The sequence below is a fragment of the Cellulomonas hominis genome (assembly GCF_014201095.1).
GTDB lineage: Bacteria > Actinomycetota > Actinomycetes > Actinomycetales > Cellulomonadaceae > Cellulomonas > Cellulomonas hominis.
The window spans coordinates 2,456,607-2,480,187 of record NZ_JACHDN010000001.1; the positions used below are offsets into that span (position 1 = coordinate 2,456,607).

Below are 23,581 nucleotides of genomic sequence, written 5' to 3' on the forward strand. Positions count from 1 at the left end.
GCGTCACCTACCCGCAGCGGGCGGGGAGGCCGGCCTGCCCGCGAGGCGAACGCGCGCCCCGGCGCGTCATCCCGGCCGGATGAGGCGCCCCGCGGCCGCCCGCGGCCACCCTGAACGGGATCGAGCGCCGGACCGGGGAGGGACCGCATGGCTGCCTGGACCGTCCTGCGGCGGGCGCGGTGACGCGTCCGCGCCGGCCCGGCCTCGGGCGCCGGGCCGCGCGGCTCGGCGCGGAGAGCGTGCACCTGCGCGCCGCGGCCTCCTTCCCAACGCCGGACCGCGCCCATGACGACGCGCTCGCCCGGGTCCGCGGGTGAGCGCACGGGGCGCCGCGGGGCTCGCGTGGAGCCGGCCCGGTGCGATGCGCGGCGCGGTGACGGTGGCGCCGGCGGCCGTCGCGGCGCTGTCCGACGTCCAGCTCGCGGCGGCGCTCGCCGTGGGGCTGCTGCCGGTGTGCTCGGTCGCGCTGCCGCCGCGTCGGCCAGCGCGGGTGCGCCTGGGGCTGTACGGGGTGCTGGCTGCCGCCTCGATCTTCTGCGGCGGCGTGCTCGCGCAGTGGCCGGCGGTCGCCGTCGCGGCGCTGGTCCTGGCCGGCGGCGGCGTGGGGCACCTGATCGCGCGGACCGGGCGGCCGGAGGCGATGCTCGCGCTCGTGCTCTGCCTGCCGCTGCTCGCCGTGGGGTTCAGCTACCCGGGGGCGGACGCGGTCGCCGGGCTGGCGGTGGACATCCTCGCGGGGACGGCGTGGGCGGTGCTGGTGGCGCTGGCCTGGCCCGCGCGCCGCGCCCCCGCCTCCGCATCCGCCCCCGCGCCCGCCGCGGGCCCGGCGTCCGCCGCCGCACCGCCGGGGATCGTGGCCTACGGCTGGGCCGCGGGTGCCGTCGGCGGGGTCTGCGCTGCCATCGGCTTCGCCGCGGGCCTCGAGCACGTCGGCTGGGCGCCGGCCGCCGCGCTCCTGGTCATGCGCCCGAGCGCGGCGGCCCAGCGGCTGCGGTCCCTCGACCGCCTCGTGGACGTCGTTGCGGGGGCCCTCGCCGCGTCCGCGCTGGTCCTGGTCGACCCGCCGCCGTGGGTCTGGACGCTCGTGATCGCGGGCGTGGTCGTCGGCGCGACCGCCACCTCCGGCAGCCGCTGGTACGTGCTGCCCACGTTCACGACGCTCCTGGTGTTCGTCATGCTGCTCGCCCGGGACCCGCAGGACGCGGGGGAGCGGTTCTGGGAGCGGGTCTCGGAGACGGCGCTCGGCGTCGGCGTCGCCGCCCTCGTCGCGCTCGTGGTGCTGCCCGCCGTGCTCCGGCGCCGGGCGACGGCGGGGTCAGATGGTCTTCGGCAGGGCCGCCAGTAGCACCACGCCCAGCAGGAACAGCCCGCCCGCCAGCCCGAGCAGCACCCGGCCCGCCACCGGCCGGGCGGTGCGCTCCGAGACGGCCGCGAAGAACAGCACCAGCGCGAACAGCACGGTGATCAGCGTGTAGCTGTCGCTCCGCTGGTTGTTCCGCAGCGCGTCGTCGAAGGACCGGTCGGCGCGCGCGTCGGCCTCGGCCGCCTCCGCGGTCCCGGGCGGGACGTAGGAGTCGAGCGCGAACGGGCTCGGCGGCGCCGCCGGGTCCTGGAGCGGCCGGGCGGCGATCCACTCGTCGAACGCGGGCCGGAACGCGTCGGTGAACCGCTGCTCCACGAAGGTCGCGAGCTCGTCGTCGCCGGTCGCCACGGCCTCGACGTACAGCGCGAACGTCTGCAGGTCGTAGCCGCGGGCCGCCTTGGCCGTGCCGTCCCACCGGGCCGCCTCGATCCGCTGGGCGGAGGCGCGGGAGAACGCGATGGACATCTCCCCGCCCCACTTGCTGGACTCGAAGCCGCTCCACGCGGTGAGCACGGCCGTGACGGTGAGGACGGCGACCGCGGTGATCTCGCGCAGGCGCGACCACCGCTGCACGGACGCCGACGGCGCGGCCTCGCTCATGGGCCCTCCCCGACACCCGCCCGTTCGCTGTGCCGCGACGGTAGGGCGGGTCGTGCGGGGCCGGCGTCACCCGGGCGGGGTGGGTGTCCCGGTCGTGCCGATGATCCGCCGGACCGCGAGCTCGACGTCCGCATCGTCGGCGGGCGCGTCGTCCAGCGCGCGGTGGATCGTCAGCCCCTCGATCAGCGCGTCGAGCACCCGCGCGGTCGCCGGGTCGAAGCACCGCTCGAGCGCGGCGCGGCTGCGGGCCATCCAGGCGTTCGTCAGCGTCCGGTAGGCGGGCTCGCGGGCGGCCAGCGTGTAGAGCTCGTGCGTCAGGACGAGGTCGCGGGCGTCGGGGAACACGTCGCTGCGGATGATCTCCACGACGGCCCGCGCCCCGCCCTCGCGGTCGCCCGGCTCGACCTGGCCCATCCGGGCCACGAACCGGTCGGCGACCGTCCCGGCGAACCGGCCGAACGCCTCGCGCAGCAGCTCGTCCCGGCCGGCGAAGTGGTAGGTCATCGACCCGAGCGGCACGCCAGCGGCCGCGGCGACCCGCCGGTGCGACGTGCCGTCCACGCCGTCGGCGGCGATGACGTCGAGGCAGGCGTCGATGATGCGGTCGCGCCGCCCGGGGTCGTTCCGCCGGGTGCGGGCGGGGACGGGGTCGCCGGCCATCAGATCTCCCGGACCACCCGGGCCGGGTTCCCGACGGCGACCACGTTCGCCGGGATGTCACGGGTGACGACCGAGCCCGCGCCGATCACCGCGTTGTCCCCGATGGTGACGCCCGGGCACACCACCACGCCGCCGCCGAGCCACACGTTGTCCCCGATGGTGATCGGCTTCGCGGCCTCGAGCTTGTCGCGGCGCGGCTGCGGCTCGACCGGGTGCGTCGGGGTGAGCAGCTGGACATGCGGGCCGATCTGGCAGTCGTCGCCGATGGTGATCGGGGCGACGTCCAGGGCGGTCAGGCCCATGTTGACGAAGGTTCGCGCGCCGACGGAGATCCGGTCGCCGTAGTCCACGTGCACGGGCGCCCGCACGAAGGTCCCCTCGCCGACGGCGCCGAACAGCTCGCGCAGCACCGCCTGGCCCGCGACGGGGTCCTGGTCGTAGGCGTCCCGGAACCGCGCGGCCAGCCGGATCGCCCGGACCTGCGCCTCGACGATCGCCGGGTCGTCGCCGATGTACAGGTCCCCGGCGAGCATCCGCTCGTGGTTCGTGCGCGGGTCGCCGGCGAAGTAGTCCGTGGTCATGCGGACGACGGTAGCAGGCGGTGTGTACGGTCGTACGCATGACGGGGGTCAGGGGACGGTCAGCGGGAACGGCTCGCTGACGATCGTGGTCTCGGGGACGCCCGGGACCACGGTGCCGTCCGGCAGGATCCGCGACAGGCCCCAGACCGAGATCCCCGCGTACGCCTGGTAGTCGCCCGGCGGGAGGGGACCGGCGCCGTCGTCCGGGCAGCGTCCGCCGCGGGCGGGCGAACACCTTCACGACGGCCTCGTGGACGAGGTCCTCGGCCTCGTGCCGGTCCGCCGCGAACAGCCGGGCGTACGCGACGAGCGCGGACCGCCGGTCCCGGACCATCGCGTCCAGGACGTCCCGCCAGTGCGCCACCGGTCCCCCTCTCCCGTGCCTGTCGCCGGCACCCTGCCACCACAACGGGCGACGGGGCCGGGACGTTGGGTCGACCGCGCCGCCGGCACCCGGAACGGGTCAGTCGGAGCGGTACCGCCTCGCCAGCGCCAGGAACCCCAGCTCGACCACGAGCGTCGCCACCAGCTGCGCGCGTGCCGCGTGCGACCAGAACTCCCCGGGCGTGACGACGCCGGGCATCCCCTGGTTCAGGCCCCACCTGTCGTACCGCGGGTTCTGCGCCTGCACCACGACCAGGGGGACGATCGCGCACGCGACCCGCACGAGCGGCGGGAGCCAGCCGGACCGGAACGGCCCCCGGGCCAGCACGCACGCCATGACCAGCACGCACGGCAGGCCCAGGAGCACCGGCGGCCACTCCACCCCGGTGGCCACCACGGCCAGCCACGCCACCGCGACGCCCAGCGGCCACCACAGGTACCGCCGCGCCGGGTGCGGCGCCGGCCGCTCGTCGGTCCCCATGCGGCGCGACGCTAGCCAGCCCGGCTCGGCCGCGGGCCGGGTCCGGGCGGGCTCACCCGATCGGGGGCGTCCCGCCCGCGCGAGGTCGAGGGTCCCGCGCGAGGTCGAGGGTCTCGCGCGAGGTCGAGGGTCTCAGGGCGCCCTCGGACGCGAGACCCTCGACCTCGGCACCCCGCCGGAGTCCGGCGTCAGGCCGGGGCGGCCGCCTGCTCGCGCGGGTGGGTCACGCACCACGCCAGGGACTCGCGGATCGCGGCGACCACGTCGTCCTGCTCGATGCCGAGGACCGCGCTGAGCGCCGGGTCGCTCACGGCCCGCCGGTCCTGGAACCGCGCGGAGTCGACCAGCCCGATCCCGTGCTCGACGCCGGCGGCCGCCGTCTGCGCGTGGGCGGCTTCCATGGCGGGCAGCACCGCCTCCAGCGGGACCACGGTCACGTCCTCCGGGTCGCGCCCGAGGGCCTCGCAGCAGAGCCGGTGGAACTCGGCGTAGGTCAGGTCGTAGGCGTTGATCGGGTACCGGCCGCCGTGCGCGCCGTGCTCCATCGCGCCGACGGCGGCCTGCGCGACCTGGCCCACCGTCACCGAGGACGTGGCGCCGCCGAGCACCGGCACGGCCCCCTCCTGCCCCGCGACGATGTCGAGGAACATCTGCCACAGCGGCCGCTGCCCGGGGACGAGCCCGAAGATGTACGGCAGGCGCAGCACCATGACGTCCATGGCGCCGTCGCCCTCCAGGTACGCGACCTCCTCCTGCGCGAGGCGGGTGCGGGGGTAGCCGTTCCGGGTGCGGTAGCCGAGGTCGGGCCACTGCTCGGCGAACTCGGCGGTGTACGAGCCGTACACGACGAACTTCGCGACGCCGGCCTGCCGGGCCAGGCGGGCGAGGCGCTGCGTGGGCAGGACGTTCGCGCGGTAGAAGAACGCGGCGGCCGGCGCCGGGGGCGTGGTGCGCTCGTCGGCGCCGACGGCGTAGAACACCGCGTGCTTCCCGGCCAGGAGGTCGAGCAGCTCCGCGTCGGACAGGGCGGTGAGGTCGCCCCAGTGCGCGTCGACCTGCTCGGGCAGGAAGCTCGGCCCGTCGAGGGGGAGCGAGAGGGTCGTGACCCCGTAGCCGCGCCGGAGCAGTTCGAGGGTGGTGTGGTAGCCGAGCAGCCCGGTGCCGCCCAGGACGAGCGTGTCCGTCATCGTGACCTCGCAGGTAGGAGGGGGTTCTGATGCGATTCACGCTAGGAGCGCGGGGGATCGTGAACGCGGGCACAAAGTCCTAGCCGTTCGGCTAGGAGCGCCCGACGGCCCGCTACCGTGGGCCGCGTCCACCCGAGCCCAGGAGGTCCGCATGCCCCGCGGCGACGCGTCCGCACCCCAGGTCGTCGCGAGCGCCCTCGGCCTGTTCTCCCGCCACGGGGTCGCCGGGACGTCGCTGCAGATGATCGCCGACGACCTCGGCGTCACGAAGGCCGCCGTCTACTACCGGTTCCGCACCAAGGAGGAGATCGTCCTCGCGGTGCTCGCGCCGGCGTTCGACGACTTCGCCGCGCTGCTCGCCGAGGCGCGGGCGCTCCCCGAGGCGGACCGGGCGCGGCTGGTCGTCGACCGGCTGGCCCGGCAGGCGGTCGCGCACCGCGAGCTCTACGCCGTGGTGCTCGGGGACCTCAGCGCGGCCCAGCTCCGCCGCGAGACGCCCGGGCACCGTGACCTGTTCCGCGACCTGCGGGACGTGCTCGCGGGGCCCGGCCCGACGCCGGAGCGGCTGGTGCGGGTCGCGATCTTCCTGTCCGGCCTCATGGGACCGCCGGTGGACGCCGACCTGCGCCGGCTCGACGACGCCGCGCTCGAGGCCGGCGTCGTCGCGTCGGGGTACGCGCTGCTGGGGATCGCGCCCTAGCGTCCTGGCGGCGCGGTCAGCCCCAGCTCCGCGAACGCCGCCACGAGCCCCTCCGCCGCCGGGGCCGCGGCCACGTGGTCCGCCAGCGCCAGCACCCGCTCGTCGCCGCCGGCCACGCCGACGGCCGTCCCCGCGTACTCCAGCATCTCCAGGTCGTTCGGCCCGTCGCCGAACGCGACGACGTCCTCGCGGCCCGCCCCCAGGTGCTCGAGCACGAGCCCGATCCCGAGCGCCTTGTGCATGCCCGCGGGGTGGATCTCCCCGGCGCGGTCGCCGAGTGCCGAGATCGAGCTCGGCAGGATGTCGACCGCGCCGGCCCCGATCGCGGCGCGCACGGCGTCCCGCGGCTCGTCGGCCTCGAAGTAGGTGACCTTCGCGAACGAGCACCCGTCCAGCGAGGCCGGCGTGCGGAGCGCGGCGAGGATGTCGCCGGGCGCGTCGGTCTCGTCCCGGCCCCGGTCGCGGGTGCCCTCGTGCTGGTGCCCGGAGAGCAGCGAGCGCAGCCGGCCCGCGACGCCCGCCCGCCCGTAGATCGCGTCCGGCGCCTCCAGGACGTACGCGGCGCCGGTGCGGTCCAGCACCTCGACGGTGCGGGCCGCGAGATCGTCGGGGAACCGCAGGTCGCGGAGCACCTCGCCGTCCACCTCGACCCAGGCGCCCGCCGACGCGACCATCCCGTCGAACCCGGCCGCGAGGATGTGCGGCGTCAGCATGGACTTCGGGCGGCCGGTGCAGAGCAGGACGCGGTTCCCGGCGGCCCGGGCTGCGGCGACGGCGCGGACGTGCCCCGGCGGGACGACGCCCCGGTCCGCGTAGGTGCCGTCGATGTCGAGGAAGATCAGCCTGCTGCGAGCCGGGGGAGCCATGCCCCCAGCCTCCCAGATGCCGGCGGCCGGTCAGCCGGCGAGCCCCGCCGCCCAGGCCGCCGCGCGCTCGAGCTCACCGTCGGCGAGCGGCCCGCCGACCCCGGTGACCACGAAGTCCGCACCCTGCCGGGCGTCCGCGCCGCGGCGCCGGAGCTGCTTCGCGGCTGCCCTGCTCGCCGACCCCGCGAACGCGCTGCGGAACCGGGTCGCGAAGGTCAGCACGGGCACGCCGGCGGTGTCGGCCGTCGCGATCCACTCCCGGACCCCGGACGGGACCGCGGCGGCGCCCTTGCCGGCGGCCTGGGCCCGGCTGGCGGCGGTGGGCAGCCCCATGTTGTGCGTCGGCGCGCCCAGCAGCACCAGGTCGGCGTCCGGACGGGCGGGCGCGTCCGCGGCGGCGACGTGCTCCACCTCGGCGCCCGCCGCGCGCAGGGCCTCCGCGACCCTCCGGGCGACCGCCTCGGTGGTGCCGAAGCAGGACTCGACGATCAGCAGGACCCGCACGGGGACCACCTCCGGACTGAGACATCATGTCTCAGGCAGACGAGGCACGTGCCGGACCCCCGTCAACGCCCCGAGGACGCGGGCGAGCGCGTCGTCAGCGCCGCCGTGGACCTCGTGCGCCGCCGGGGCCTCACCGTCGGCCTCGACCGGATCAGCCTGGAGGAGGCGATCGCCGCCTCCGGCGTCGCGCGGGCCACCGCGTACCGGCGGTGGCCGACCCGGGACGAATTCCGCACCCGCGTGCTGCTGCGGGTCGCCCGGGACGTCGACCTCGAGCCGGAGACCGACGAGGACATCGCCGCCCTGCGCCGCCTGGTCGCCGGGGACCGCGCCGCGCTCGCCACGCCCGAGGGCTGGCGCACGCTGGTGGTCGAGAGCCTGCGGATCACCACCGACAGCGACTTCCGCCGGCTCGCCGGGTCCGCCGCGTGGCGGGACCACCTGGCGCTGCGCGCGACCTGCTCGACCCTGCCCGAGGGCGACCTCCGGGACGCGGTCGCCGCCGAGCTGGCCGCGTCCGAGCGCGCCTTCACCGACCGCCGCGCCCGGGTCTACGGCCGGCTGCCCGCCGTCCTCGGCTACCGGCTGGTGCCGTGGCTCGACCCGGCGGACGGGTTCACGCGGATGGCCGAGGCGACCGGCGCGATGATGACCGGGCTGGTCGCCCGCGCCGCCGTCGTGCCGCCGGGACCGCCGACGCCGATGCGGGCGTTCGGCTCGGGCGCGCTCGCGCCGTGGACCACCGAGGCGTACGCGGTCACGGCGACGATCCTGGCGTTCCTGGAGCCCGACCCCGACGTGGTGTGGGACGCGGCGCGGCTCGACCTGGCGGTGGCGCGGTCGGCGGAGCTCGAGCGGGAGGCGCGGCTGCTGCGGCGGGAGTAGGGCCTCAGCCCCGGACGGGCGTGGCCCGACCCGGCCGCCGCTCCGCGGCCGTCACCGCCCACACCGCGGTGTCCCGCCACCCCGCGTCGCCGTCCCACCGGTCCTCCCGCGCGGTCCCCTCGTGCCGCATCCCGAGCCGCGCGCACAGCGCGAGCGACCCGGCGTTGTCGGGGTCGACCCGCGCGGCCACCCGGTGCGCCCCCGCGCCGGCGGCCAGGTCGAGCAGCGCCCCCGCGGCCTCCGCGGCGTACCCGCGCCCGCGGAAGTCCGGGTGCAGCACCCACCCGACCTCGACCTGCGCGTGCCGCTCGCTGACGAGGATCAGCGTGAGGTCCCCGATCACCCGCCCGTCGCCCGGGGCGCCCAGTGACGGCGTGCCGGGCAGCACGACCGCCAGCGCCACGGCGTCCCCGTCGGCGGCCAGCACCCGCCGGGACGCCCGCGCCGCGGTGTGCTCGGCGGAGGCGTCCCGGTCGCGCACCGGCCACGGCAGGTAGGCGACGACGTCGGGCAGCGACTGGTAGGCGTGCACGTCGGCGGCGTCGGACTCCCGCAGCGGCCGGACGAGCAGCCGCGCCGTGCGCAGCGGCTGGGCGTCGAGCGTCCCGAGGTCCAGCGGGACCGCGAGCCGGGGGCTGCCGGCCGGCAGGGCGTGCTCAGGCACCGGCGGAGGTGTCGTCGCGCGGCGCCCGGGCCGTGGGCGCCCCGACCGCGACGGTGCGCCCGTCGCCGCCGCCGACGCCCCGGACGAGCTCGAGCAGGTCCACGCCGGTCTGCGCCTTGAGGAGCGCCGCGAGCTCCTGCACCCCGGACGCGACCTGGCCGGTGACCCGGGAGGCGCCGTCCTTGTCGATCACCGTGATGTCGTCGATCGCGGCGAGCGCGTCGGCGTACGGCTGCGCGAGCTTCGGCAGCGCGTCGAGCACCATCTGCAGCCGCGCCGACTCGGGGAACGCCTGGTAGGCCTCGGACTCCGCCTTGATCGCCGACGCCCGGGCGTCGCCCTGCGCGCGCTCGGCGGCGGCCTCGGCCTCGCCGCGCGCCTGGATGCCGTCGGCGTCGGCCTTCGCCAGCGCGAGTGCACCCTCGGCGCGCCGCTGCTGCTCGACCAGTGCGGCCTCCGCGCGGGCGCGGGCGGCGGACGCCTCGGCCTCGGCCTGCGCGGTGATGCGCTGCGCCTCGGCCTCGGCCTTGCGGATCGCCGCGGTCTTGGCCGCCTCGGCCTCCTGCTCGGCGGCGTACTTGCGGGCGTCGGCCTCCTGCGCGGCCTCGTACTTCCGGGCCTCGGCGGGCTTGCGGACCTCGGTCTGGAGCTCCTGCTCGCGGAGCGCGGCGCGGCGGAGGGCGACCTGCTCCTGCTCCACGAGCACGGCCTGCTGCGACTCGGCCTCGGCGCGCTCCTGGGCGGCGGCGGCCTCGGCCTGCGCCTTGGCGGTCTGCTGGGCGATGTCGGCGTTGCGCAGGGCGAGCGCCTTGTTGGACTCGGCGATCTGCACGGCCGCCTCGTTCGAGCGCTCGGTGCTCTCCTGCCGGGCCTGCGCCTCGGCGATCTCCGCGTCGCGGGCGACGGCGGCGGCCCGGGGGCGGCCGAGGTTGCGGATGTAGTCGCCGGAGTCCTCGACGGTCTGGATCTCGAAGTTCTCCAGCACGAGGCCGCGCTCGGCGAGCATCGGCACCGCGATGTCCTTGACCTCCTTCGAGAAGTCCTGCCGCTCGTACAGGATCGACTCGACGGTGAGCGTGCCGGCGATGGTGCGCAGCACGCCGACCAGGACCTCGCTGGTCTGCTGCTCGATGACCTGCTCCTGGCTGCGACCGGCGAACCGCTGGGCCGCGGCGCGCACCATGCGCTCGGTGCCGCCGACCTTGACGACCGCGATCGACCGGAGGGTCACGCCGACGCCGCTCTTGGTCGTGGCGTCCTCGGCGGCCACCGGGAAGCTCTGGGACGCGAGGGACAGGCGGACGACCTGCTCGAAGATCGGCTTGACGAACGTGCCGCCGCCGATGACCACGCGCTGCCCGGAGAGGTCGGTCGTCTCGTCGCCGGTCTCGGGGTTGATGACCGGGGTGCCGCTCTTGCGCCCGGTGATGATGAGCGCCTCGTCCGGGGTGGCGATCTTGAACCGCACCTTCGCGTAGACGAGCGCGACGACCCCGAGGACCAGCACCGCCAGCACGGCGGCGGCGACGATCAGGACGGCTCCGGCGATCTCCATGGGTCTCCCTCGGCGGTGACGGTGCGGTACAGGGAACCCTAGGGCCGCCGACGCGCCCGTGCGGGGGGTTCGGCGCAGAGGGGCGCACCACTCAGCCCGGCGGGCCGAGTGGTGCGTGCGGGCGTGGCAGGCTGACGCCCGTGAGGCTCACCCCTGCGCGCGTCGCCGCCGACGTCGGACCCGGGTTCCACGCCGCCGAGGCGACGGCGCTCCAGACGGCCGTGCGCGGCGTGCTCGGCGCGGTCGAGCGGGCCGCGGACCGGCCGGTGCCCGTCGAGGTGCGGCTGGAGGGCGGCCGGGACGCGGCGGTCGTGGTGGTGTGCCGCAACCACGTCGTCGGGTTCGTCCCCGCGGAGCACGGGGCGGCGCTGCGGGCGCAGGTCGACGCGGCGGGCCGGTGGACCCGCCTCGTCGCGCCCGGGCTGCTGTTCCGCGACGGCGACCTGTGGCGGGTCTGGGTCGGCGCCGAGCCGGACGGCGGGCTGCCGCCGGTGCCAGCGGGGCTCGACGTGCTGACCGCGCCGGACCCGACCGTCCTCGGGATCCCGCTGCACCGTCACGACGGCTGAGGTGCCCGCCGAGCGCTCAGCCGTACCAGCCGGACGGCGCGAGGTCGCCCGCGTACCGCGGCGCGTAGTGGTCGAAGTACACCCGCGCGACGAGCTCGCGCCGGCTGCCCACGCCCGCCTTCTCGAAGACGGCCTTGAGGTGGTCCTGCACCGTGTAGGGCGACAGGTGCAGGGTCCGACCGATCTGCTGCGTGCTGTCGCCGTGCAGCACCCCCGCGACGACGTCGCGCTCCCGCCCGGTCAGCCCGAAGGCGGCGACGACGAGCGGCACGATCTCGGGCGGACGCGCCTCCTCGATGGTCACCACGACCTGCCGGCGGCCGCCGTCCCGCGCGGCGAGCGGCGCGGCGTGCACCAGCAGCCACTGCCCGGACGGCGTGCGGACGCGCAGCCGTGGGACGGTGCCGAGCCGGCCGGCGCCGAGCGCGCGGGCGGCCGAGGTGATCGACGCGACCGGCGTCGGCAGCGCACCCCAGCCGGACCCGCCGAGCTCCGCGATCCGGGCCTCCGCCGCGGGGCTGACCTGGCTGACGGCGTTGTCGGCGTCGACGACCAGTACCGCGGGGCCCTGCGTCCCCGGCGCGGGGCTCGCCGCCGCCGCGGTGACCAGCCCCGCCCGGACCCCGACGGCGACCGTGCCGGCGACCCGCGCGAGGAAGTCCGCCTCGGCGGGGGAGAACCCGCTGGACTCCCCGGACCGGTACAGCGCGATGGCCGCCCAGGGGTGGCCGTCGGTGCGCGCCGCGGCCCGCATCTCGTGGTCCAGCGCCCAGTGGGGGACGAACATCTCCCGGTGCCGGCTGCTGCGCCGCGGGTCGCCGCCGGTGTCGTCGGCGAGGATGCCGACCGGGTTCTCCCGCCGCGCGAGCGTGCGGAACAGGTTCACGTCGTCCGTCACGTACTCGTGCTCGAGGAACTCCGCGTCCTTCTCGTCGCCCAGGTTCCGCTTGACGGAGCCGGTGAGCAGGCCGGTCCCGGGGTCGACCGGGCCGACGCACGCGGCGTCGTTCGGGATCGCCGCGCCGAGCAGGTCGATCGCCCCGCGCACGAAGTCCTGCCAGCCCAGCCCGGCGCGCGCGAGGGCGTCCAGCCCCTCCTGCACCGGCTCGGTGCGCAGCGTGGTCATCCCCCGATGGTCCCGCTGTCCGCTTCGTCCCGGTACCCCCATGTTTGTGGGGATTCTCCGGTCGGCGGGGCGGGGCGGCGCGTTCCCCAGGTTCCTGGGATACCCGCCGCCGCGTCCCGCGAGGACGCTCGTCGGCATGACCACCGAGATCGCGGCCCACGAGCCGCTCGACACCACCGCCCTCGAGGACCTGCGCGCCGCGCTCGCCGGCACCGTCGGCGCACCCGGCGACCCCGCCTGGGACGCCGCCCGCCTGCCCTGGAACGTCCTCGTCGACCAGCAGCCGCTCGCCGTCGTGCAGGCCGCCGGCGCCCACGACGTCGTCACCGCCGTCCGCTGGGCCGCGGCGCACCGGGTCCCCGTGTCCGCGCAGCCCAACGGGCACGGCGCCAGCCGCTCGCTCGACGGCACCGTCCTGGTCCGCACCACCGCGCTCGACGACATCTGGGTCGACGCCGGCGCGCGCGTCGCCCGGGTCGGCGCCGGCGTGCGCTGGGGCGACCTGCAGACCGCCCTCGACGGCACCGGCCTCACCGCGCTGATCGGCTCCAACCCGGACGTCACCGTCGTCGGGTACTGCCTCGGCGGCGGGCTGTCCTGGTTCTCCCGCGCGTTCGGCACCGGCGCCGGGTCCGTCCGCGCCGTCGAGGTCGTCGACGCCGCCGGTGCGCACCGCTGGGTCGGCGGGGACGACCCGGCCGACGCCGACCTGCTCTGGGCGCTCCGCGGCGGCGGGGGCGACTTCGCGCTCGTCACCGCCGTCGAGCTGGACCTGTTCCCCGCGCCGCAGATCTACGGCGGCCTGCTCGCGTTCCCCGCCGAGGTCGCGCCGGCCGTGTTCCGGGCCTTCGCCGCGATCACGCGCGAGGCGCCGGAGGAGCTGACCGCCTGGGCCGCCGTGCTGCACCTGCCGGACGCGCCGGTCGTGCCCGAGCCCATGCGCGGGCTGTCCCTGGCGCTGCTGCTCGCCACGTACCTGGGGGAGGCGGAGGACGCCGAGCGGCTGCTCGCGCCGGTGCGCGCCGCCGGGCCGGTGGTCCGCGACACGTTCCGCCCGCTCGCGCCCGGGGAGGTCGGGCTGCTCGCCGAGGAGCCCGTCGACCCCAGCCCCGCCGTGCTCGCCGGGACCCGGCTGCACACCTTCGACGACGCGGCCGTCGACGCCCTGCTCGCCCGGGTGGGCGCGGGCAGCGGCACGCCGCTGATGCAGGTGCAGGTCCGGCACGTCGGTGGCGCGCTGGCCCGCGAGCGCGTGCCGTCGGCGGCCGGCACCGCGCCGGAGCCCTACCTGCTCTCGGGGCTGTCCATCGTCCCCGTCCCCGAGGCCTACGCGCCGATGTCCGCGGCGCTCGACGACCTGTTCGCCACGATGGCGCCGTGGAGCACCGGCACCGCGCCGCTGACGTTCCTCGACCGGGCCGAGGCGATCGACCGGGCGTACCCGCCCGCGACGGTCGAGCGGCTCCGCGCGGTGAAGGCCGCGGTCGACCCCGCCGGCCTGTTCCGGAGCAACCGCCCCGTCGGCGGCTGAGCCCGGCCGGACGGGCGGTCCCCGGCAGGGGGAGGGACCGCCCGCACGCCGCCGGACCCTGGCGGGCGGTCGCCCCGCGGGCGCAGACTGGCCCGGTGACCGCCCGCCGGCTCGTCGTGCACGGTCTCGTGCAGGGCGTCGGGTTCCGCGTCTCGATGGCCGCGGAGGCCCGGCGCCTCGGCGTCGCGGGGTGGGTGCGCAACCGCGCCGACGACACCGTCGAGGCCCTGGTGGAGGGGCCGGAGGACGCGGTGGCGGCGCTCGCGGCGTGGACGCGGCACGGCCCGCGGTACGCGTACGTCGAGCGGGTGGACGAGCGCGACGCCGAGCCGGAGGGCGCGACGGGGTTCGTGATCACGGGCTGAGCCAGGGGCGTGCCGCGCCGGGAGTGTCAGGCCACCGGCCGCAGCCTCTCGACCAGCCGCGTCCGCGCCGTCCCGTCCGCGATCTCCCTCCGGGCCGCCTGGTTCTCTGCGTAGAAGGTGATCGTCCCGGCGAGGAAGTACGGGTCCACGTCCACGACCGGCAAGGGGACCTCGAGGTACGGACCCCTGGGCGCGGGCGCGAACAGGATGCGCCGTCGCCGTCGCCATCTCGGTGCGGCCCCGCGCCGGTCCACGATGCGCAGGTTCGACCACGGGCCCGTGTCGGCGACCTCCACGCCGGCGACGCGCTCCCACGGCAGCTCGCCGTCGCCGTCCCAGCCGTGCACGACCACGCCGTCGACGGTGAGCGCCAGCCAGGGCCGACGCCGGAGCCGCAGCCACGAGTCGGGCAGCAGCGGCAGCAGGAGCACAGCGAGCCCGCCTGTGAACCAGGCTCCCGCTCCCGCATCCCGGAGCACGATCTGCAGCACCGTCGCGCCGGCGAGCAGCACGACGAGCCCGGCCACGGTCGCCGCCGGCACGGCGATCACGGTGGACGACCACGGCAGCACGACGGCCGGGCGGCCGTCGACCGGGTCGAGGGTCACGCGCGATCCGTCGAGCGGCCGCCGGCGGAGGTACGTCCGGTGGAAGCCCACGGACCCGGCCGCGACCCAGAAGACCCCGGCGAGCGCCACCAGCAGCGAGGCCGCGGTCGGCCAGGTGCCCGGCTGCGTGAGCAGCGCCAGCGCGACGAGCGTCAGCGCGCCGCCGAGCACCGCGTTGCCGACGACGACCAGCCAGAGGAACCTGCGGCTCATGCCGCCGCGGTCAGAAGAGGACATTCCACGCGTCCTTCACGGTGTCGCCGACAGCGCCCGCCGCGTCGCCGACGATCTCCCCGGCGTCAGCGACCGTCCCGGTCAGCTCGTCCCATCCATCCACGATCGCGGTTCCGACGTCGCCGAGCGAGTCGACCCCGTTCTCCCACATCGAGTCGATCGCCCCTGAGGTGATCAGGCCTGCGGCCGTGCCGACCACCGTTCCGACGACCGCCCCGGCCACGGTGCCGACGATGGGCACCGGGACGAAGCTGCCGACGACTGCTCCGGTCGCCGCGCCGGCGCCCGCTCCAGCGAGAAGCGAGGCGCCGAAGCCCACACCGTTCGACACCGCGGCCTGAGCAGCGGACTCGCCGTGCTGGATGTCGTCGTAGATGCCGTAACCGGTGGCGGCGACTCCGAGCACGAGCAACCCACGTCCGAGTGCCACGGGCACGCGGGCGTTCGCTCCGGCGCGGACGGCGTCGTCAGCAAGCGCGGTCTCCACACGCATGCGGTCGTACAAGTCGTACCAGTGACTCGACGAGGTGGCCACGCGCCCGCCCGGCGCGAGGTCGTCCATATGCCGCGCCAGCTTGGCGGCCTCGGCTGCGTGCGTCTGCGCCCCCGCCGCCGCGAACCGGGAGATCGCGACGACAGCCCCGGCCTCCGCGCCGGTGGACAGCAGGTCGTTCGTGAGTCCGACTAGGTTCCCCGCGTTCGCGTTCCACGTGGCTGAAGCGTCTGCCAGCGCCTGCGCCCACCGGGTGCGGGCGTCATCCACGATCTCGACGACCTCCTCCCACACGGCCGTACGGGCGAGAGCGAGGTCGTGTGCGGCCACCTCGCGGCGGTGCGTCTCGACCTCGGCCGGTGCAGCGTCGACTGAAAGCGGGGCGACTGCTCGGGCCGCCGACGGCGCCTGGATCGCCGTGCCGAGAACCTGCAGGCCACCGCCCGTCGCGACTCCGAGTGCTCGCGCCATCTCCGCCTGCTCGTCGTCGAGAGCGGTGGCGAGCCGGTCCAGAGCCCGCGAGGTGCTCGCGGCCGTGCCGCCGAGCGTGCCGGTGCGGCCGGCGAGGGTCTCGATCCGTCCACGTGCGGCCTCGGACGCCTCGCCGGTCCACACCCCGGCGGCGCGATCGCGCTGCCGGCGCCCGGTGTCCTCTGCGGCGGAGGCGGCCGGGGCGAGGGTGTCGCCCAGCCACGCCGAGACCCCACGGATCGTCGCGGCGCTCCCGTCGATGCTCGCCTCGAGCGACATCACGACGACACCTCGAACACCGACGAGAGCCGGGTCGACACGGCTCCGTCGGTCTCGACGTAGGCGTCCTCGCACTCCTGGACCCGTTCACCGATGAGGTGCGCCTCGAGAGCGAGGTGAGCGACGGTGCCGGAGAACGTGGTGAGGATCGATGCGAGCAGCGGTGCAGCGTCCCCCGTGCCAGTGGAGGCGGGGATCGAGGCGCACGACGCGTCGAGGTCCGTCGCTGCGTCCTGCAGTTCCGATGCGACCGCACGGAGGCCCGCGTGGTCAACGTTGATGCTCACGCGGACGCCTCGACCCGCTGGTCCTCCGGTACGACGAGGTCCAGCAGGACCAGGTCGAACGGTCGGATGTCGTACAGCTTCTGCAGCTCGGTGGTCGGCAGGACGAACCACGGCTCGGCCGCTCCGGCGCACCGGTGGAGACGATCGAGCGCCGAGTAGACGAGCAGAGCTGTCCGGCCGTCCTTGGTCGTGCGGTAGACGATTTCGAGGTCTGCCGGGTCCACGACCGCGCGGAGGCATGGGATGTACAGAACCGGTGGGTAGTCCGCCGGGATCGGTCGCGACATCGCTCCCCCTCGTGCCTCGTCGGTACGCCTGTGCAACCTACCCGAGCGCTCTGTGTCACGGGCCCGGTCGGGTGGAGCAGCGCACCGTCGCGGGTGTCGGAGGTCACGTCTACCGTCGTGCCATGGACGTCATCCTCATCCCCGGGTTCTGGCTGGACGCGTCCTCCTGGGCGCCGGTCTCCGCGGCCCTCACGGCCGCCGGGCACACCCCGCACCCCGTCACGCCCCTGGGCGCCGGCGGTGCGGCGGACGAGGTCGCGGGCATCACGCTGGCCGACCAGGCCGCGGCGGTGGTCGAGCTGCTGGACGGGCTGGACGGCCCGGTGGTCGTCGTCGGGCACAGCGGGGGCGGGGCGGTCGCGCACGCCGTCGCGGACGCCCGGCCCGACCGGGTCGAGCAGGTGGTCTACGTCGACAGCGGCCCGCTCGCCGACGGCGGGGTGGTCAACGACGAGCTGCCGGACGTCGGCGGGGTCGTGCCGCTGCCGGACTGGGGCGCGTTCGAGGAGGAGGAGCTCGAGGGTCTGACCGAGCAGATCCGGGCGGACTTCCGGGCACGCGCGCTCACGGTCCCGCCGCTGGTGGCGGGTGGCGCGCAGGTGCTGCACGACGAGCGCCGGTACGACGTCCCGGTCACGCTCATCACCTCGACGATGCCGGAGGCGGTGCTCCGGGAGCTCATGGCCAAGGGGCACCCGTACGTCCAGGAGCTCGCGCGGGTCCGGGACGTGACGATCGTCGAGCTGCCCACCGGGCACTGGCCGCAGCTCACGCGGCCCGACGACCTCGCGGCGGCGGTCGTGCGGGCGGTCGAGGGCGAGGCCGAGGCGGAGGAGGCGATGGCCGTCCCGACGTGATCCTTACTATGGCGGACTATAGTTTAGTCGACTATAGTCAAGCCCGTCGTAGTGGAGGGGGTGTCGTGGGGTTCGTCGGCCGGTCGCGGGAGATCCGCGAGCTCCAGGGCCAGCTCGACGTCGTACGAGCCGGTACCCGCGCGGATGCCGGGGTCGCCGTGCTGATCCGCGGACGGCGCCGCGTCGGCAAGTCGCGCCTGGTGGCCGAGTTCGTCGAGCGCTCCGGTCTGCCGTCCGTGACGTTCCAGGCCGCCAAGGGCACCCCGCTCGTGCAGGAGCTCGCGCTGCTCGCGGAGACGATCGCGCACTCGGACCTCCCGGACGCCGACACGGCCCGCGACATCGCACCCGCGTCGCTGACGGCGGCGCTGACCCTGCTCGCCGCCGCGCTGCCGGACGACACCCCGTCGATCGTCGTCCTGGACGAGATCCCGTGGCTCCTGGAACACGTGCCCGGCGGTGCGGGCGAGCTGCAACGCGTGTGGGACAGCCGGCTGTCCCGCAAGCCCGTGCTCCTCCTGCTCCTCGGCTCGGACCTTGCGATGATGGAGCGGCTCACCGCCCCCGATCAGCCGTTCTACGCGCGCGGCACCGAGCTGGTCCTGGACCCGCTCACCCCCGCCGAGGTGGGCGCGATGTGCGGTCTCGCGCCGTTCGACGCCGTCGACGCCTACCTGATCACGGGCGGCCTCCCGCTGGTCGCCCAGGAGTGGCAGCACGGGGCGACGCCGGACGACTTCCTGCTCCGGTCGTTCGCGTCGTCCACCAGCGCCCTCGTCGTGTCGGGCGCGCGCGTCCTCGACGCGGAGTTCGCGGAGGGCACCGTGGCCCGTCAGGTGCTCGCGGCGATCGGAGGGCGCGGCGAGCGGACGTTCTCCGGCATCCAGAACGCCGCCCGCGGCGCCCCGCTCAACGCCGCGACGCTCAGCTCCACGCTCGCCGTGCTCATCGACAAGCGGATCGTGGCCGCCGACGAGCCGCTGTCCACGGCCTCCGCCCCGAAGAACCGCCGGTACCGCATCGCCGACCCCGCCCTCCGGTTCTGGCTCGCGTTCGTGGAGCCGGCCCTGGGTGAGGTCGACCGCGCCCGGCCCGACCTGGCCATGGCTCGCGTCGAGCGCGGCTTCGCCACGTGGCGCGGTCGCGCGGTGGAGCCGGTGGTCCGGTCGGCGCTGCGCCGCCTGCTGCCCGACGAGACGTGGCCGGACGTGACGGCGGTCGGAGGATGGTGGCCGAGGAGCAACCGTCCGGAGGTCGACCTGGTGGGGACGTCGGGTGCACCGGGCCCGGTCCGCCTGGTCGGGACGGTGAAGTGGCGGGCCGACGGCCCGCTGCGTGCCGCGGAGTGCGACGCGCTCGCGGCGGACGCGACGGCCGTTCCCGGGGTGAGCGTGGCGACGCCGCTCGTCGCGGTCTGCCCCGGAGGCGCGGAGCCCGGCCTCCCTCTCGCGGCGACCTGGACGGCCGACGACCTGCTGGCGGCCTGGCCGTCCTGACGCCCGCTGCTGCCAGCGTGGATGACACGTCAGCCGACGCTCGCCTACCATCGGCGCGTCTCGCCGGGGCCCGCGCGCGAGGGGGAGCGCGCCAGGTGCTCGACGGTCCCGGCAGGCCGACGTACCCGTGCGGACGGGACGCGCAGAACCCGAAAGAGCGGCAGAAGTGATCAGGATCGGCATCGTCGAGGACGACCCGGCGAGCGCGGCGCTGCTGGTCGACTACCTGCGCCGCTACGAGGAGACGCAGGGCGAGCAGTTCGCCGTGACGACCTTCGCCGACGGCGCCCAGGTGGTGGCCGGCTACCGCCCCGACTTCGACATCCTGCTGCTGGACGTCGAGATGCCGGGGCTGGACGGGTTCAGCGCGGCCGAGCGCATCCGCCAGGTGGACACCGACGTCGTGCTCATCTTCATCACGAACATGACGCAGTACGCGATCAAGGGCTACGAGGTCGACGCCCTGAGCTACGTGCTGAAGCCGGTGCCGTACTTCGCGTTCTCGCAGGAGATCAAGCGCTCGATCGCCCGGCTGCGCCGCCGGTCCGCGGACTACCTGCTGCTGGCCGTCGACGGCGGGCTGGTGCGGGTCGCGACCGACGACATCGTCTTCCTGGAGAGCCAGAAGCACCGCACGACCGTGCACACCGTCGACGGCAAGCACTCGGTGGTCGGCCCGCTGAAGGCGTTCGAGGCGCAGCTCGAGGGCAAGAGCTTCTTCCGCAGCAACAGCGGCTACCTCGTGAACCTCCGGCACGTGCTCGGCGTGCACGGGACGAGCTCGCTCATGGTCGGCGGTCACGACCTGCTGATCAGCCGCTCGCGCAAGAAGGCGTTCCTCGCGGCGCTCACCGACTACCTCGGGGCGCGGGCGACGTGATCGCGGCCGCGCTGCCCGTCGTCGAGACGCTGCCGGACATCCCGCGGGCGCTGACCGGCCTGGCGGAGTGGCTGGCGTGCCTGGTGTACGTGCTGCTGCGCCGGCAGCGGCTGCCGCGCCGCCGGCTGGTCCCGGTGGCGGTCGTCGCGCTGGGCGTGCAGATCGGCGTCCAGGAGCTCGCGGACCAGCTGCCGATCCAGCTGTGGACCCTCGGCATGGCCGCCGCGGTGGCGGCGATGTACGCCTTCATCATCACGGCCGCGAAGGTCTCCGCCCGGGACGCCGGCTACTTCGCGGCGCGGGCGCTGGTGCTGGCCGAGCTGGTCGCGGCGCTGCACTGGCAGGTGCACTGCTTCTTCTTCCTGCCGGAGGGCCGGCCCGGCATCGAGTGGCAGGGCCCGTTCTTCGTCCTGGTGTACGCGGCCGCGTTCGTCGGGGCGTACCTCATCGAGTCCCGGCACTTCCGCCCGGCGCAGGCGCTGGACGTCACGTTCGGGGAGCTCGCGTCGGCGGTGGCGATCGCGCTGGTGACGTTCTTCATGAGCAACATCAGCTTCCTCAACGCGAACACGCCGTTCAGCGGGCGGCTCGGGCTCGAGATCTTCTACATCCGCACCCTCGTGGACCTGTGCGGCTTCGTCGCCCTGTACGCGCAGCAGGGCCAGCGGCTGCAGCACCGCGCGCGCTCGGAGGTCCGGGCGATCGACGAGATGCTGCGCCGCCAGCACGCCCAGTACCTCCAGTCCAAGCGCAGCATCGAGATCGTCAACCGCAAGTACCACGACCTCAAGCACCAGATCGGGGTCATCCGCGCCGAGGGGGACCCGCGCCGCCGCGCGTCCTACCTGGACGACCTGGAGGCGAGCGTCTCCGGCTACGCCGCGCAGGCGGACACCGGCAACGGCGTGCTGGACGTCATCCTCACGACGAAGAGCCAGGAGTGCGCCGAGCGTGGCATCGACCTGACCTACGTGGTGGACGGCGCGGCGGTGGACTTCATGTCCGCGATGGACGTGTCCGCGGTGTTCGGCAACGCGCTCGACAACGCGATGGACGGCGTGCTGGCGGTGCCGGACCCGGAGCGGCGGCTGATCAAGGTCGCGCTGTACGCCCGGGACCGGTTCGTGCTGCTGACGTTCGAGAACTACTTCACCGGCGAGCTGCGCACCGAGGACGGCGACATCGTGACCCGCCGCTCGGACCGCACCCGCCACGGGTACGGGCTGAAGTCGATCCGCTACACCGCGGAGAAGTACGGCGGCTCGATGACGGTGAACGTCGAGGACGACTGGTTCGTCCTGCGCATCCTGCTGCCCATCCCGCAGGACAGGGCGGCCGGCCCGCGGGTCCCGGCCGAGCGCGCCCGCTGAGCGCCGGCGCCGTCCGCCCGTTCGGGTGGCGGCCTGTCCCGGGCGGGTGACGCCGGAACGGGTGACATCCGGGGTGCCGCGGTGGGCGGGGACCGCGCCCGCACGCTTCTGACCTGCGGCGGGACAGGCCTCCCCGGCTCTCCGGTTCCTCGGGCAACAGTTCACCCCGAAACTGCCCCAAAGCGGTTCAAATCGGGCACTAGCCTCGCCTCGGCCCGGCGCTCCCGCCCGGTTCACGGCTCGCCCGCAGGAGGGCATCGTGCACGTCCGCCTCGTCCCGCTCCTCGCCATCACCGACGCCGACGTGCAGGCGTGGCGCCGCCTCGCCGACCACGCGGTCGCGCCCAACATGTACCTCGACCCCCGGTACCTGGTCCCCGCCCGGCACCGCGGGCAGGAGGCCGCCGACGTGCGGGTGCTCGTGGTTCAGGAGGGCGCGGAGTGGCTCGCGGCGCTCGGGCTCACGACCAAGCCGATCGCCCCCCGGGTGCCGCTGCACGCGGTGACGACGGGCGGCGCGTTCGCCACCGTGCACTCGGACCGGCACCACCCGCTCGTGCGGGCCGGGCGCGAGGTCGAGGCGCTGACCGCCCTGCTGCGCGGCGTGCACGACGCGGGCCTCCCCGGCCTGGTGCTGCTGCGCCGGTTCCCGGGCGACGGCCCGCTCGCCGACGCGCTCGCCGAGGTCCTGCGGCGCACGCCGATGCGGGTCTACGAGCGCCGGCGCGACGTCGGCGCGTTCGCGCCCCGCGAGCTGCTGGACCTGCCGCCGGTCGCACCGCTCGCCGGCGGGGTGCTCACCGGTCCGCCGCTGGCCACGGCCCACCTGGCGGCCGACGAGCGCCGGAACCTGCTGCGCGGGGTCCGGGGGATCGAGCGCGCCACCGGCGGGCCGCTCACCCTGCACGACCTCTCGGCGGACCCGGCGGCCGACGACGCGTTCGTGACGCTGCAGGCGGCGGGCTGGAAGGGGGACCCCGCGCGGGGCGGGGACGCGCTGCGGCTCGACCCGGTCGCCGAGCGGTGGTTCCGGGAGGTGGTCGCCGGCTTCCGCCGCGACGGCGACCTCGCGGTGCTCCGCCTCGCGGCCGGCGGTGAGACGCTGTGGATCGGGTACGGCGTGCGCTCGGGCGGCGCGTACTTCGGGTTCCTCGACGCCTACGCCGACGAGCACCGGCGGTACAGTCCCGGGTCGATCGGCCGCGTCGCCCTGCTCACCGCGGTCCTGGCGTCGACCGATGCGCCCTTCTTCGACCCCGGGTTCGACTCTCGGTACGCCGTCGGCGCCCGGCTGTTCCCCGCGTCGCGCCCGGTGGTCGACCTCCTGGTGTCGACCCGGGGGGTCACGGCGCGCACGGTGCTGCGGGCCGTGCCCGTCGCCCGGCGGCTCGGGCTGCTGGCGTCCTGAGCCGCAGGCGAAGATCGATCCCGCGCGCCGAGATCGGTCCTCCGCGCCGAGATCGGTCGCCGGGACGACCGATCTCGGCTGGAGGGACCGATCTCGGCGAGGGTGTGTGGGCTCGGCGGGGGCGTGTTGGGCTCGGCGGGGTATGTGGGGCTCGGCGGGGTGTGTGGGGCTTGGCGGGGGCGTGGTCGGCCCCGGGCGCCGCGGGCGGGGTCAGCCGGCCGGGCCGATGACCGCGGTGCCGCGCGCGGTCGCCTCGCGGGCGAGGCGGGTGTCGAAGGTGGCGAGCGCCGCGCCGGCGTGCTCGGCGGTCGCCAGCACGCAGGCGTCGGGCATCGTCAGGGCCGTCGTCGCCCGGACGCGGGCGACCGCGGTCGGCGCCGGGTCCGTGGCCGGCGAGCTCCGCACCCCGGCCGCGACGTACGCGGCGTGCGCGTCCTCCTGCCGGCCGGCGCGCGCGGGACCGACCAGGACCTCCGCCATGGTCAGCGAGTGCAGCACGACACCGGCGCCGCCGTGCTCGAGCAGGATCGACCGGGCGCGGCGGTGGTGCACGTCCGCGGGGTTGGCCGCGGCGATCAGGACGTTCGCGTCGGCGACGATCACTCCGGCCACCCCTCGCGGACCTCGTCGAGGTAGCCCTGCGGGTAGTGCTGCGCGAGGTCGGTCAGCGCCGAGACGGCCCGTTCGTGCGCGTGGGTGGTCCTGCTGTCCTCGGCCTCGACGGCCTGCGCGCCGGTCTCGATCAGCCGCGTGAGCAGCTGCGAGGTGGGTTGCCCGGGCCAGCGTCGGCCGGCGACCTCGAGGGCGTGGGTCACCGCTGCGGTCTCCGTGATGGCGTGCCGGTGCTTGAGCGTGGGCATACCCGGAAGTGTAACACCGGGGCGCGAGGG

General features: G+C 75.8%; 27 protein-coding genes. 11 read left to right on the forward strand and 16 right to left on the reverse strand.

The genetic code is table 11. The features are described 5' to 3' along the window. The first annotated feature begins 313 nt into the window (after nucleotides 1-313). Nucleotides 314-1,345 carry an FUSC family protein gene (locus HNR08_RS11560; RefSeq protein WP_146834743.1) on the forward strand — a complete coding sequence of 344 codons (1,032 nt, stop codon included), beginning with the start codon at nucleotides 314-316 and terminating at the stop codon, nucleotides 1,343-1,345. On the opposite strand, the gene HNR08_RS11565 is transcribed toward HNR08_RS11560, so the two are convergent. The 5 genes from HNR08_RS11565 to HNR08_RS11585 form a co-directional block, all read right to left on the reverse strand. Next, the gene (locus HNR08_RS11565; protein WP_146834740.1) at nucleotides 1,316-1,963 is read right to left on the reverse strand and encodes a hypothetical protein; all 648 of its coding nucleotides are present in this window, start codon (nucleotides 1,961-1,963) and stop codon (nucleotides 1,316-1,318) included. The two genes, HNR08_RS11560 and HNR08_RS11565, sit on opposite strands and share 30 nt — an antisense overlap. A 66-nt stretch (nucleotides 1,964-2,029) precedes the next feature. Further along, nucleotides 2,030-2,623: a TetR/AcrR family transcriptional regulator gene (locus HNR08_RS11570; protein ID WP_146834737.1), complete on the reverse strand. Its 594-nt coding sequence runs from the start codon at nucleotides 2,621-2,623 to the stop codon at nucleotides 2,030-2,032. Further along, nucleotides 2,623-3,204 (reverse strand): sugar O-acetyltransferase, encoded by a 582-nt coding sequence (locus HNR08_RS11575; RefSeq protein WP_146834734.1) that lies wholly within the window; start codon nucleotides 3,202-3,204, stop codon nucleotides 2,623-2,625. The genes HNR08_RS11570 and HNR08_RS11575 overlap by 1 nt, the downstream gene beginning before the upstream one ends. 463 nt (nucleotides 3,205-3,667) lie before the next feature. After that, the gene (locus HNR08_RS11580; protein WP_146834732.1) at nucleotides 3,668-4,069 is read right to left on the reverse strand and encodes a hypothetical protein; all 402 of its coding nucleotides are present in this window, start codon (nucleotides 4,067-4,069) and stop codon (nucleotides 3,668-3,670) included. 188 nt (nucleotides 4,070-4,257) lie between these two features. Further along, the gene (locus HNR08_RS11585; RefSeq protein ID WP_146834729.1) at nucleotides 4,258-5,256 is read right to left on the reverse strand and encodes an NAD-dependent epimerase/dehydratase family protein; all 999 of its coding nucleotides are present in this window, start codon (nucleotides 5,254-5,256) and stop codon (nucleotides 4,258-4,260) included. 151 nt (nucleotides 5,257-5,407) lie between these two features. Between HNR08_RS11585 and HNR08_RS21295 the strand changes: the two genes are divergently transcribed. Beyond that, nucleotides 5,408-5,956 carry a TetR/AcrR family transcriptional regulator gene (locus HNR08_RS21295; RefSeq protein WP_210736762.1) on the forward strand — a complete coding sequence of 183 codons (549 nt, stop codon included), beginning with the start codon at nucleotides 5,408-5,410 and terminating at the stop codon, nucleotides 5,954-5,956. Here HNR08_RS21295 and HNR08_RS11595 read toward each other — a convergent pair. Together HNR08_RS11595 and HNR08_RS11600 are read right to left on the reverse strand one after the other, a co-directional pair. Further along, entirely contained in the window at nucleotides 5,953-6,822 is an 870-nt protein-coding gene (locus HNR08_RS11595) for an HAD hydrolase family protein (RefSeq protein WP_146834725.1), read from the reverse strand. The genes HNR08_RS21295 and HNR08_RS11595 overlap by 4 nt on opposite strands. Nucleotides 6,823-6,852: 30 nt before the next feature. Next, complete coding sequence (locus tag HNR08_RS11600; RefSeq protein ID WP_146834722.1) at nucleotides 6,853-7,326, reverse strand: flavodoxin family protein; 474 nt, start codon at nucleotides 7,324-7,326, stop codon at nucleotides 6,853-6,855. Between the two features lie 48 nt (nucleotides 7,327-7,374). Between HNR08_RS11600 and HNR08_RS11605 the strand changes: the two genes are divergently transcribed. Then, the gene (locus HNR08_RS11605) at nucleotides 7,375-8,211 is read left to right on the forward strand and encodes a TetR/AcrR family transcriptional regulator (RefSeq protein ID WP_146834720.1); all 837 of its coding nucleotides are present in this window, start codon (nucleotides 7,375-7,377) and stop codon (nucleotides 8,209-8,211) included. Between the two features lie 4 nt (nucleotides 8,212-8,215). On the opposite strand, the gene HNR08_RS11610 is transcribed toward HNR08_RS11605, so the two are convergent. Next, entirely contained in the window at nucleotides 8,216-8,875 is a 660-nt protein-coding gene (locus HNR08_RS11610; RefSeq protein ID WP_146834717.1) for a GNAT family N-acetyltransferase, read from the reverse strand. Beyond that, a complete protein-coding gene (locus HNR08_RS11615; RefSeq protein ID WP_146834714.1) occupies nucleotides 8,868-10,430 on the reverse strand; it encodes an SPFH domain-containing protein in 1,563 nt (520 codons plus the stop codon). The genes HNR08_RS11610 and HNR08_RS11615 overlap by 8 nt, the downstream gene beginning before the upstream one ends. 140 nt (nucleotides 10,431-10,570) lie before the next feature. Here HNR08_RS11615 and HNR08_RS11620 point away from each other — a divergent pair, with 140 nt between their 5' ends. Then, a complete protein-coding gene (locus HNR08_RS11620; protein WP_146834711.1) occupies nucleotides 10,571-10,999 on the forward strand; it encodes a hypothetical protein in 429 nt (142 codons plus the stop codon). A gap of 16 nt (nucleotides 11,000-11,015) precedes the next feature. Here HNR08_RS11620 and HNR08_RS11625 read toward each other — a convergent pair whose 3' ends face one another. Further along, on the reverse strand, nucleotides 11,016-12,125 hold the full coding sequence (locus HNR08_RS11625) for a helix-turn-helix transcriptional regulator (RefSeq protein WP_168430279.1): 1,110 nt from the start codon (nucleotides 12,123-12,125) through the stop codon (nucleotides 11,016-11,018). Nucleotides 12,126-12,261: 136 nt separating this feature from the next. Between HNR08_RS11625 and HNR08_RS11630 the strand changes: the two genes are divergently transcribed. Continuing rightward, entirely contained in the window at nucleotides 12,262-13,656 is a 1,395-nt protein-coding gene (locus tag HNR08_RS11630) for an FAD-binding oxidoreductase (protein ID WP_146834704.1), read from the forward strand. A 95-nt stretch (nucleotides 13,657-13,751) separates the two neighbouring features. Further along, entirely contained in the window at nucleotides 13,752-14,021 is a 270-nt protein-coding gene (locus tag HNR08_RS21790; RefSeq protein WP_146834701.1) for an acylphosphatase, read from the forward strand. 26 nt (nucleotides 14,022-14,047) lie between these two features. Here the strand turns inward: HNR08_RS21790 and HNR08_RS11640 are convergent, their stop codons facing one another. Genes HNR08_RS11640 through HNR08_RS11655 form a run of 4 tightly spaced genes read right to left on the reverse strand, consistent with a single transcriptional unit; the run spans nucleotide 14,048 to nucleotide 16,680 of the window. Further along, nucleotides 14,048-14,842, reverse strand: a complete 795-nt coding sequence (locus HNR08_RS11640; protein ID WP_146834698.1) for a hypothetical protein — start codon at nucleotides 14,840-14,842, stop codon at nucleotides 14,048-14,050. A gap of 10 nt (nucleotides 14,843-14,852) precedes the next feature. Next, nucleotides 14,853-16,109 carry a hypothetical protein gene (locus HNR08_RS11645; protein WP_146834695.1) on the reverse strand — a complete coding sequence of 419 codons (1,257 nt, stop codon included), beginning with the start codon at nucleotides 16,107-16,109 and terminating at the stop codon, nucleotides 14,853-14,855. After that, on the reverse strand, nucleotides 16,106-16,393 hold the full coding sequence (locus HNR08_RS11650; RefSeq protein ID WP_146834692.1) for a hypothetical protein: 288 nt from the start codon (nucleotides 16,391-16,393) through the stop codon (nucleotides 16,106-16,108). The genes HNR08_RS11645 and HNR08_RS11650 overlap by 4 nt, the downstream gene beginning before the upstream one ends. Then, on the reverse strand, nucleotides 16,390-16,680 hold the full coding sequence (locus HNR08_RS11655; RefSeq protein ID WP_221286350.1) for an SAV_915 family protein: 291 nt from the start codon (nucleotides 16,678-16,680) through the stop codon (nucleotides 16,390-16,392). Before HNR08_RS11655 ends, HNR08_RS11650 begins: the two co-directional genes overlap by 4 nt. 122 nt (nucleotides 16,681-16,802) lie before the next feature. On the opposite strand from HNR08_RS11655, the gene HNR08_RS11660 reads away from it, so the two are divergent. The 5 genes from HNR08_RS11660 to HNR08_RS22730 all read left to right on the forward strand — a co-directional run bounded on the left by HNR08_RS11660 (nucleotide 16,803) and on the right by HNR08_RS22730 (nucleotide 22,691). Further along, entirely contained in the window at nucleotides 16,803-17,537 is a 735-nt protein-coding gene (locus tag HNR08_RS11660) for an alpha/beta fold hydrolase (protein ID WP_146834690.1), read from the forward strand. Nucleotides 17,538-17,602: 65 nt separating this feature from the next. Continuing rightward, nucleotides 17,603-19,033 carry an ATP-binding protein gene (locus tag HNR08_RS11665; protein ID WP_210736763.1) on the forward strand — a complete coding sequence of 477 codons (1,431 nt, stop codon included), beginning with the start codon at nucleotides 17,603-17,605 and terminating at the stop codon, nucleotides 19,031-19,033. A gap of 166 nt (nucleotides 19,034-19,199) precedes the next feature. After that, nucleotides 19,200-19,913 carry a LytR/AlgR family response regulator transcription factor gene (locus HNR08_RS22720; RefSeq protein WP_146834687.1) on the forward strand — a complete coding sequence of 238 codons (714 nt, stop codon included), beginning with the start codon at nucleotides 19,200-19,202 and terminating at the stop codon, nucleotides 19,911-19,913. After that, nucleotides 19,910-21,283: an ATP-binding protein gene (locus HNR08_RS22725; RefSeq protein WP_146834686.1), complete on the forward strand. Its 1,374-nt coding sequence runs from the start codon at nucleotides 19,910-19,912 to the stop codon at nucleotides 21,281-21,283. Before HNR08_RS22720 ends, HNR08_RS22725 begins: the two co-directional genes overlap by 4 nt. A gap of 259 nt (nucleotides 21,284-21,542) precedes the next feature. Then, entirely contained in the window at nucleotides 21,543-22,691 is a 1,149-nt protein-coding gene (locus HNR08_RS22730) for a GNAT family N-acetyltransferase (protein ID WP_146834683.1), read from the forward strand. A 210-nt stretch (nucleotides 22,692-22,901) separates the two neighbouring features. On the opposite strand, the gene HNR08_RS11685 is transcribed toward HNR08_RS22730, so the two are convergent. After that, nucleotides 22,902-23,294 (reverse strand): type II toxin-antitoxin system VapC family toxin, encoded by a 393-nt coding sequence (locus HNR08_RS11685; protein WP_183835012.1) that lies wholly within the window; start codon nucleotides 23,292-23,294, stop codon nucleotides 22,902-22,904. After that, a complete protein-coding gene (locus HNR08_RS11690) occupies nucleotides 23,291-23,551 on the reverse strand; it encodes a hypothetical protein (protein WP_168430283.1) in 261 nt (86 codons plus the stop codon). The genes HNR08_RS11685 and HNR08_RS11690 overlap by 4 nt, the downstream gene beginning before the upstream one ends. Between the last annotated feature and the right edge of the window lie 30 nt (nucleotides 23,552-23,581).